Raw genomic sequence first — 9547 nt, forward strand, 5'->3', positions numbered from 1 at the left:
GTGCAGTTTATCCTGATTTCCTCTATTGAGCCTGCAAGATCGTTCTGCTCATCCGTTGTCAGGATGTGGTTGGGGATTTTATCAATTGAATCGAAGTAGGTTTCAAAGTCTATTGTCTGGAATCTGGCCCTGCTTTTTTTGGTATTCAGAAAATGGTTTACGGTAATCCGGTACAGCCAGGTCCTGAATTTACTCTTGCCCTCAAATTTTGCCAGGGCCGTAACGGCCTTGATAAATACCTCCTGTGTTAAGTCTTCCGCATCTTCAACACTTTTTGTCATTTTCAGGGCAAGATTATAAATGAATACCTGGTGCCTGGTGATCAGATGCTGTAATGCTTTTTTATCGCCACTAACCGCCAGTTTTACCAAGTCCGTATCCACCTGGTCAGCATAATTGGTTTGAAAGGGATTTTCCATAATCTGGGGAAGCCAACTGCAAACTGTAAAGTTTACTGTTGGCCTAATTTATAGGTTAAATTTGGTTTATACCACCATCTACAGCTATTTCATGTCCTGTAATATACGATGAATCATCGCAGGCAAGGAATAATACTGCTTTTGCCACTTCTTCGGGTTGTCCAAACCGCTTTAGTGCTGTCTGATTTGTTATTGCTTCTGCAGCACCTTGTAGAACATCTTCTGGCAATCCGATTTTACCCCAAAAAGGTGTTCCTATCGGTCCCGGGCTTACCGCATTTACCCTTATGCCCTGTGCAGCAAGTTCGGCACCTGCAACGCGTACAACCGAACGGAGTGCTGCCTTACTCGCACTCAATAAACTGCTGCCGCCAAAACCGATTTCATTTAACCAGGAGGTGGTGATAATGACAGAAGCTTTCGGGTTCAGGTGTGCAATGGCCTTTTGCAGGGAGAAATACGCCCCTTTCAGGTTGACACTGATCATCTCGTCAAAAAAACGCTCTGATGTTTCGGCAATCGGGGCCAGTTTTCCCTGTCCCACATTTACGAAGACAATATCTATTCCGCCAAATTTTGATTTTGTTTTGCTATATAATTTTTCTAAATCGGAAAGATTATTCACATCGCCCTGGACTGCGTAACTCATAGAACCTAATTCTTGTGTCGCTTCGTTTAGTAACTGCCTGTTGCGCCCGAAAATGACAACCTTTGCACCGTTTGCAATAAATTCTTTTGCTGTCGCTAAACCGATTCCGCTGCTACCGCCTGTGATCACGGCAACTTTGTTTTTTAATTTGTCCATTATTAAAAGTTTAATAGCAACCTTATTGTTACTATAATATGGACAGTCAAAAAATAGCCGTGTTACAAAAGTCAGCCGTGTTATAATATACTTATCAAGTTGGTAATGTATTCCATTCCGGAGGTAATGATCTCGTCTCCTTCAGAAATGTGAGTCCTTTAAATACTGTTTTAAAAATGACCAGGTCAGATTTGTACGGATTGGATATATTTGGGTCAGTCTTTAGGATATCATCAAGACCAAATGGTAAAAAACGGGGTGTTTAGTTTGGAATGAGAATCACTGCACACTTTTAGCAAAATCCCCAGTTAAGGATAGAATTTAAACTTCCAAATAAAATTAACAAACTCGAAATAAATTAATCAAGAACGCTCGCAGCTAATTTTCTCGTACCTATTTCGTACCAAAACCAAAAAAGCACCTAGATTTTCATCTAAGTGCTTAATTGTCAGTGGGCCCACCTGGGCTCGAACCAGGGACCAAAAGATTATGAGTCTTCTACTCTAACCAGCTGAGCTATAGGCCCGGAAAAAAGGCATTCCTTTTTTGCGAGTGCAATGTTACAAATTTGAATTGAATTTTCGAAAATGTTTTTGGCATTTTTTAACTAAAAACAGAATATAAACTCATTTTCAACCGCTTAATCTTATTTTTTATTTTGAACATCAGCTGCCTTCCTTTTCAAAATGTGGATAAAACGCTTATTCCCCTGTCCTGAAATCAATACTGAATAGGTTATTTTTGTAACTGATATGAATACGCCCGATCCGGATAACCAACTTCTTTTAGATTTTTTAGCCACAACCAATCAGCCGGTTTTTTTAACCGGTAAAGCAGGAACAGGAAAAACAACCCTGCTGCGCAAGATCAGGGATACCACTAAAAAGAATTTTGCAGTTGTAGCACCTACTGCTGTTGCGGCAATAAATGCCGGCGGTGTAACCCTTCACTCCTTTTTCCAGATTCCGTTTGGCCCACTGGTTCCTGTTGTTGATGAAAGTGCAGAAACCAATTTCAAGTATTCAGACGAAAAAACAAGGTTATTGCGTTGTCTCGATCTCTTGATCATCGATGAGATCAGTATGGTTCGCGTTGATATAATTGATTTTATCGATCGCACTTTAAAACGCGTTAAAGGATCAAACCGTCCGTTCGGGGGCGTTCAGGTTTTGATGATTGGCGATCTCTACCAGTTATCCCCTATTTTTCATGATGCCTGGCATATCCTTGGCGCATACTATTCGAGTCCATATTTTTTCGACAGCATTATTTTCCGTTCCACACCGATGGTTACCTTTATGCTCGATAAAGTTTACCGTCAATCAGACCCTATTTTTCTGGATATCCTGAACGGTATGCGCGAAAATACCCTCGATACCCACCTGCTTGCAAAACTCAACGAACGTTACGATCCATCTTTGGATCAGGAATGGAAAGACGATTACATTACGCTTACCACGCATAATCAGTTGGTAAATGAAATTAACCAGGGCTGTTTGGAGAAACTGGAGGGCGAAATGTTTGATTTCGATGCCCAGATCAGTGGCGATTTTCCTAAAGATGCTTACCCTACTGATGAGAAACTTCAGTTAAAACTGGGAGCGCAGGTAATCTTCATTAAAAACGACTCTTCGGGCAAAAGACAATATTATAATGGAAAAGCAGCAAAAATTACAGCAATCGATCAAGATTCGATAAAAGTTGCTTTTTCTGGCGATGGTAAAGAGATTGAAGTCGAGAAAGAGATTTGGCAGAATGTAAAATACAGCCTTAGTGATGAAGATAATAAAATCGACGAAACCAGTACAGGTTCATTCTCCCAGTATCCATTTAAACTGGCCTGGGCCATCACCGTGCATAAAAGCCAGGGATTAACCTTCGATCATGCCATTGTTGATGTAAGCACTGCTTTTACCCACGGACAGGCCTACGTGGCATTAAGCCGTTGCAGAAGTTTGGAGGGATTGATCCTAAAATCGCCCGTAGCTGCCGAAAATATCATTACCGATGCCAAAGTAATCAGCTTTACCAAAGCCAGCCATCAGGATAAACCCACCCCACAATTACTGGAGCAATATAGCCAGCAGTATGCCTGGGGCCTGATCCATGAATTATTGGATTTTTCGCTCATAGCTAAAGACTGGGAAAAGCTGGGCCGTTCCAAGCTGATCGATAAGGACGAAAAAAATGCTTTTTTGTCTATACATGAGCAGGGTAACCAGATCCTCCAGAACGAAGTTTTTAAAGTAGCCAAAAACTTCATTGCAAAGGAGTATTCAAAAATAAGTACCTCCGAAAACCCTGCCGATGCCGGTGCTTTTATGGAGCGCTTGCAAAAAGCTTCAGACTATTTCATCCCAAAAATCGAACAGGTAATTGCACTGATGGCGAAAATTGTAGCCATCAATTTTTATAACGACGTCCATTCTGATAAGTTACTTACGGTATTGAAAGATTGTAAAGATGCACTTCAAACCAAACTGGCCCTATTTAAAATATCATGGAATCCTTTTTCCATTAAAGATTATATCAATGCCCTGCATGCAGCTGGCAATAGCCAGCCCGAAAAAAGGCAGGTAAAATCGAGTATAAAGCCAAAAGAAATATCCAATCTACAGGTTTACAAGAATCTGATTGAGTGGCGCAAAACCATTGCCACACAAAGGGGAACACAGGATTATGCGGTACTTTCTGATCTTGCGCTACTTGCTATAGCAGAGCGGATGCCAAGGACTACCGATCAGCTTGCCGCCATAAAAAGTGTGGGTATAGGAAATGCAAAAGAACTTGGCCAGCAGATTACCCGCATTGTTAATGCCCATTTGGGCACAAGCGAATTATTTTAAAAACTTTAGCTTCTTAAGCCTTTTTTTGATACTTTCGCAGCCCCATTTTTAGCTACATTTCACAATAAGTTTAACCATGAGTAAGTTTTTATACGGAATCGATTTTGGAACAACCAATTCGGCATTATCGATTTATGACGAAGAAAAGAAAGAAATTATAGATACCATTTCTATTCCTTCCTTAATCTATTTCACAGAGGTTAAAAGCATTATTGATGGCGAGAACCATATTGTTGGCGAAAAAGCAATCGAAGCCTACCTAAGCGATGGCATGAAGGGCAGGTTTATCAAATCAATCAAACAGATTCTTTCGCGCACCACTTTTACAGAAACACGTATCCATAATAAAAGATACACCGCTTCGGATCTGGTTACCCTGATCCTTAAAGACCTAAAGGAAAAAGCAGATAAAATTATCGGCGAAGATTGCCAGAAAGCCATTATCGGTCGCCCGGTTTTCTTTGACGATGATAATACCATGAAAGATACACTGGCACAAACCAGGCTAAAAAAAGCGGCAGAAAGTGCCGGTTTTACCGAAGTACGCTTCCAGTTTGAGCCTATTGGGGCAGCTTTTGCATACGAAAAAACCATTAAAAAGAAAGAACGCGTATTGGTTGCCGATTTAGGTGGAGGTACTACCGATTTCACCTACCTCATCCTCGATCCTGAAAAAGTAGGCAGTAAAGACCGTAAAAACGACATGATTGCCTCGGGAGGTATCTACATCGGTGGCGACAGTTTAGATTCTGCTTTTATGTGGGATAAAGGAACGCCATATTTCGGAAAAAACACCATGTACGAGGCTACACCAGGCAAAGTGTTAAATGTACCTAAATCGCTTTTTGCCAATATCTGCACATGGGATAAAATGAACTTCTTTAATGGCCTCAAAATCCAGAAAGAGATTGAAGAATATTATTATTATTCCAAAAACGATCCAAAATTTAAAAACCTCATCACATTGATCGAAAATAACCTGGGTTATTCGTTATTCAGATCGATTGAAAAAACAAAAATCGAACTGTCAGACCAGCCTGTTTCTACTTTTGATTACCATAATATGGAAATTGAGATCAATGAAGACATTTCACTCGATCAATATAATGCCATCATCGAAAAAGACATCAACAGAATTGATACCTACCTCGATCAGTTTATGGAAACCTATAAAATCAATCCACAGGACATCGACTGTTTGTTCTTAACCGGAGGAACATCGATGGTTGCGGCAGTACAAACCCTTTTTAAGAACAAATTCCCACACATCCCTTTAAACTCTGGCGACAATTTTAAAAGCGTGGCAAAGGGATTGGCTTACAGCGGTTACCTTTTTGAAGACTAACAGATTGCATCCTGATTTAATTAAAACGCTAAAAATACCAGACAACAACTGAATGTATTACAAATACTACATTAAATGATTACAATTTGTCGCATTATCTTTTAATTAAGCTTTATTCCTATTATGTTTAAGCTTCTTATATACATCAAAGGATCAATAATGCATTAAATAAACGGTTAAATACTGACAAACAACGATGTAAACAGGTAAATACAGATTTGTAACAGAATTGAGATTTTTTTTCACTTTATCCCAAGATTTTATAATTTAGCAGAATGAAAAATTGGTGCGGCTGATAATAGATCCAGTGAGCAAAGCCTTACGCGTTAGGCGCTGAAGCAATTAATGTGGTGAGGACCGGAAAGCCTGTTTTTAGAAGAGATGAAATCAAATAAGAAGGTCATTTTTTTGCCAGACGCACCAATTTTCATCTTTATTTATACCATTTTACTAAACCGGAGTACCGATATCCCCTTATACCTTTTAAAACTTTTTGTAAAATTTTCGGTTTGCTCAAAGCCCAATATACCAGCTATCTGGTCGATAGAAAAATCGCTGTGCATCAAAAGTTCTTCCGCTTCACGCATAATCCTGTCTTTTATAAGCACGGTTAAACTTTTGCCCAATACACGGTCTAAAAACTTATTCAATTTCCCAACGCTCATCCCCATCCCCTCTGCATAAAACTGGATAGATCTTTCTACCCTATAATACTGGTCTAAAATAGCCTTAAAGCGCAAAACCTGCTGTAATTCATCTAATGTTAATGCCGCCAGATAACCATCTAATCCTGCGGTAAAACCAAGAAAAAGCGATAGGTACTGCGCCAGAAAACGCAGATCCTGCTCTGCATTGATCTCCCTTTTAAGCTGATCGATCAAACTATAGGTTTTTATAGACTCCTGAAGGCTTAAATCCCTGAACGATAAATTCAAAAATAGATTTTTGGCCAATGGGTCAAGATGTTGGAGCAAAAACTCCGTATAAAGCTTACTGCTAAAATTTAACCAGTAACCCGATGTAATACGCCCTTCAAGTCTAACCAGCCCCTCCTCCGGGATAAAAAATATCCTTTTGTCGCGCAGTTCATAATCGCCAGAATTCATGCACAAAAAACCATCTGCCTGCTTAATGATCAACATCCGCATCGGGTATGTTGCCTGCAGCGCACGCTCCCTATTAAAAACCCCACTAATTGGTTCTAATTGTATCATATTAAACTTAAAGGATAAACAGCACTATGACTGAAATAGTTCTATAAGGTTACAATAGCTTAAGTATTTTTAGGCAACCTAAACTTTTCAGCGTGCAAATATTATAAAAAAACACTTTTAAAAACAGGAAAACAACTGTTGGATGCAATTAATCAGATTTGCTGCTCAATCATCAGATCCATTGGTTATTCTGCAAACGAAAATACCTTCCATCCTTATTCAAATTACTTTATCTGTTATCAAAAAATTATGCCAAACAATGTATTATTTGTTTGCGGTTATATAATACAGCAAAAAATCACTTCTTTATGTAAATGCACTATTTATTGTAGATAAATTTCTACAATTTAATGGGTAAATTATTCAACACATTAGAAACGTGTCCTAATACCTGTTGTTCTTAACATAAGTTAAAAACTACATAAAAACAACTATAAGTTGTAAAAATGCCATATTTTAAGTAATTTAACGCCACAATCAATCCATCACCGGGCTGAAAGACGGATCTAACCATCTATAATTAAAACATATACAAGCTGAGGATGTTAATTAATGGACATTAAACTAACAAAACATGAAATACTTATCAAAAAACAGCAGTAAAGAAGAACTGGAGGGTATTAGAAAAGGCGATACCATTAAAGACGATACCGGAAAGCAGGGCGAGGTAACCCAGATTGAAATTTTAACCCGCCGGCAGGAAAAACAATATTATTATAAATTAAAAAACGACGGAACCATCCTCGTGATCAAATAATCCAAAAAACTTCATTATCACCAGGTTACAACATTTTCTTTTATATTTATGTAGTAAAACGATTTATTAGATGATAAAAAGGAACTACATTTCGATCTTGGCCTTCATAACCGCTTTTATCTTTATAAGCAGTTTTTCGTATAAAAATACCGACGGTACTGAGCGGGTATTTTTTAAGGTCGACACCCTGGCTACCAACCTTACCGTGCCCTGGCAAATCGTTTTTTTACCCAACCACGATATGTTATTTACCGAACGTCCCGGCCGGGTGCGTATTTACCGCAATGGAAAACTTCAGCAAAAACCGGTTTTAGAGGTTAACAATATAAAGGCAGAAACCAAAACTGGCTTATTGGGCATGGCAATCCACCCTGATTTTAATAAGAACCATTTTATTTACATCGCCCATAATTATGGAGACAATAAAAGTTTATGGCTTAGAGTAGTACGTTATGAGTTTAAAAATGATACCCTGATCAATCCTAAAACATTAATCGAACAAATTCCGGCTGCAAGAAATCATACCGGCTGTAGATTGGCTTTCGGACGTGACCAAAAATTATACATCAGCACAGGCGATGCTGACCAGCCCATCCTTGCCCAGGATCTTAAAACCTACAATGGCAAAATATTGAGGTTAAATGCTAACGGAGAAATTCCGGCAGATAATCCCTTTGTAAAAAATGATACTGCCCATAAAGAAATCTGGTCGTACGGACACCGTAATCCACAGGGCATCGCCTTCGAACCACAAACAAATCAATTTTATGCTACCGAACACGGTCCTACTGGTGGTGATGAAATTAACATCATTAAAAAAGGGGGCAATTATGGATGGCCGGTAATTCACCATCAGGAAACCAAAACCGGAATGATTACCCCGTTTTTAGAATATACACCTTCTATCGGACCTTCGGAAGCAGTATTTTATCATGGCAATGCTTTTCCGCAGCTCAAAGGGAATTTACTTGTTGCCTGTTTACGTGGAGAATCTATTTTAAGGATCGAAATGGATAAAAATAAAATTGTTAAGCAGGAAGTATTGCTGAAAAAACAATATGGCAGGATCAGATCTTTAGTTGTGGGTCCTGACGGATATCTTTATATATCAACCTCCAATTTTGATCTTCCTGAAAGCAAAGGGGAAAAGCCTTACGATATGATCCTTAGATTGCGGCCATCAGGTACAGAAAACGGTCAGATAGCCCAAACTATATTATCCAATAATCAAACTTCAAAAACAGAAACAGGTCCGGCAGCAATTTTTAAACAATTGTGTGCATCGTGCCACGGCGATAAACTACAGGGTACCGAAACAGTTTACAACCTTTCAGGAGGAAAATTTAAGCATGGTGCAGATAAGCAGTCGATTATCAACAACATCAGTAAGGGTATTATAAACAAAGGAATGCCTGCCTGGAACGGGGCCATCAGCAAAAAAGATATTGAAAAACTTGCTGATTATATTTTAGAAATCACCAAAGGATGATAATAAATGTACGACAGGTAAATATTAAACGATTTTGTCATTTAATTCAGCATTCCTGTCATATACGGTTAAAATTTACATAATTTTTGATACAATACTTCAAGTTTTAAAACGAACATCTATATTTATTGAAAATCCCTCAACCAAATAGATGAAAACAACATTTACCGTATTGTTATCTGCTACTGCATGTATACTTATTTCGGCAACCACACTAACCAAAAAAAATTACGAAAAACACACTTTCGATTTTTCAGGCAAAAACAGGATCGATACGCCTGATCAGGACCGCTTTGTTAAAGCTACCCTGGCGCAGGGAGAATTTTTCGAACCAACAGAAATGGCCGTACTCCCTAACCTCGATATCCTGGTGGCCCAACGCCGGGGCGAAGTATTGATTTACAAAAACAGCACAAAAAAAATCAAGGAAGCCGGCAAGCTTGATGTTTATTTTAAAACCAGCAATCCCGATGTAAATGCCGAAGAAGGTTTATTGGGCATGGCTGCCGACCCAAAATTTGCTGTAAACAAGTACATTTATCTTTTTTACAGTCCTTTTGATAAATCCGTAAACCGCTTATCGAGGTTTAAGCTTGTTAACGATCAGGTGGTAAAAGAATCGGAGAAAATTATTTTAGAATTTTACTCACAACGCGAAATCTGCTGCCACAC

At 38.8% G+C, this 9547-nt stretch carries 8 protein-coding genes and 1 tRNA gene; 5 read left to right on the forward strand and 4 right to left on the reverse strand.

The features are described 5' to 3' along the window. From B2V92_RS15925 to B2V92_RS15935, 3 genes are all read right to left on the reverse strand, one after another. The coding region (locus B2V92_RS15925; protein WP_293309892.1) for an RNA polymerase sigma factor at positions 1-419 on the reverse strand (419 nt) is incomplete at its 3' end. Positions 420-474: 55 nt separating this feature from the next. Beyond that, positions 475-1224 carry an SDR family oxidoreductase gene (locus B2V92_RS15930; protein ID WP_293309894.1) on the reverse strand — a complete coding sequence of 250 codons (750 nt, stop codon included), beginning with the start codon at positions 1222-1224 and terminating at the stop codon, positions 475-477. A gap of 452 nt (positions 1225-1676) precedes the next feature. Continuing rightward, positions 1677-1750, reverse strand: a tRNA-Ile gene (locus tag B2V92_RS15935). A gap of 226 nt (positions 1751-1976) precedes the next feature. On the opposite strand from B2V92_RS15935, the gene B2V92_RS15940 reads away from it, so the two are divergent. Together B2V92_RS15940 and B2V92_RS15945 are read left to right on the forward strand one after the other, a co-directional pair. Then, entirely contained in the window at positions 1977-4070 is a 2094-nt protein-coding gene (locus B2V92_RS15940) for an HRDC domain-containing protein (protein ID WP_293309896.1), read from the forward strand. 76 nt (positions 4071-4146) lie between these two features. After that, positions 4147-5415 (forward strand): Hsp70 family protein, encoded by a 1269-nt coding sequence (locus B2V92_RS15945; RefSeq protein WP_293309898.1) that lies wholly within the window; start codon positions 4147-4149, stop codon positions 5413-5415. A gap of 437 nt (positions 5416-5852) precedes the next feature. Here B2V92_RS15945 and B2V92_RS15950 read toward each other — a convergent pair whose 3' ends face one another. Beyond that, entirely contained in the window at positions 5853-6629 is a 777-nt protein-coding gene (locus B2V92_RS15950) for an AraC family transcriptional regulator (protein WP_293309900.1), read from the reverse strand. Positions 6630-7203: 574 nt separating this feature from the next. Here B2V92_RS15950 and B2V92_RS15955 point away from each other — a divergent pair. The 3 genes from B2V92_RS15955 to B2V92_RS15965 all read left to right on the forward strand — a co-directional run. Beyond that, positions 7204-7386, forward strand: coding sequence for a hypothetical protein (locus B2V92_RS15955; protein ID WP_293309902.1), 183 nt, complete (start codon positions 7204-7206; stop codon positions 7384-7386). Positions 7387-7456: 70 nt separating this feature from the next. Beyond that, positions 7457-8875: a PQQ-dependent sugar dehydrogenase gene (locus B2V92_RS15960; protein WP_293309904.1), complete on the forward strand. Its 1419-nt coding sequence runs from the start codon at positions 7457-7459 to the stop codon at positions 8873-8875. A 151-nt stretch (positions 8876-9026) separates the two neighbouring features. Then, positions 9027-9547 (forward strand): PQQ-dependent sugar dehydrogenase (locus B2V92_RS15965; protein ID WP_293309906.1); only part of this gene is annotated, 521 nt, incomplete at its 3' end.

This window comes from Pedobacter sp. UBA5917, assembly GCF_002432345.1.
GTDB lineage: Bacteria > Bacteroidota > Bacteroidia > Sphingobacteriales > Sphingobacteriaceae > Pedobacter.

Coding starts and splice junctions, on each gene's coding strand:
- B2V92_RS15930 (WP_293309894.1), bottom strand. CDS start 1,224: ATGGACAAATTAAAAAACAAAGTTGCCGTGATCACAGGCGGTAGCAGC.
- B2V92_RS15960 (WP_293309904.1), top strand. CDS start 7,457: ATGATAAAAAGGAACTACATTTCGATCTTGGCCTTCATAACCGCTTTT.
- B2V92_RS15950 (WP_293309900.1), bottom strand. CDS start 6,629: ATGATACAATTAGAACCAATTAGTGGGGTTTTTAATAGGGAGCGTGCG.
- B2V92_RS15945 (WP_293309898.1), top strand. CDS start 4,147: ATGAGTAAGTTTTTATACGGAATCGATTTTGGAACAACCAATTCGGCA.
- B2V92_RS15955 (WP_293309902.1), top strand. CDS start 7,204: ATGAAATACTTATCAAAAAACAGCAGTAAAGAAGAACTGGAGGGTATT.
- B2V92_RS15940 (WP_293309896.1), top strand. CDS start 1,977: ATGAATACGCCCGATCCGGATAACCAACTTCTTTTAGATTTTTTAGCC.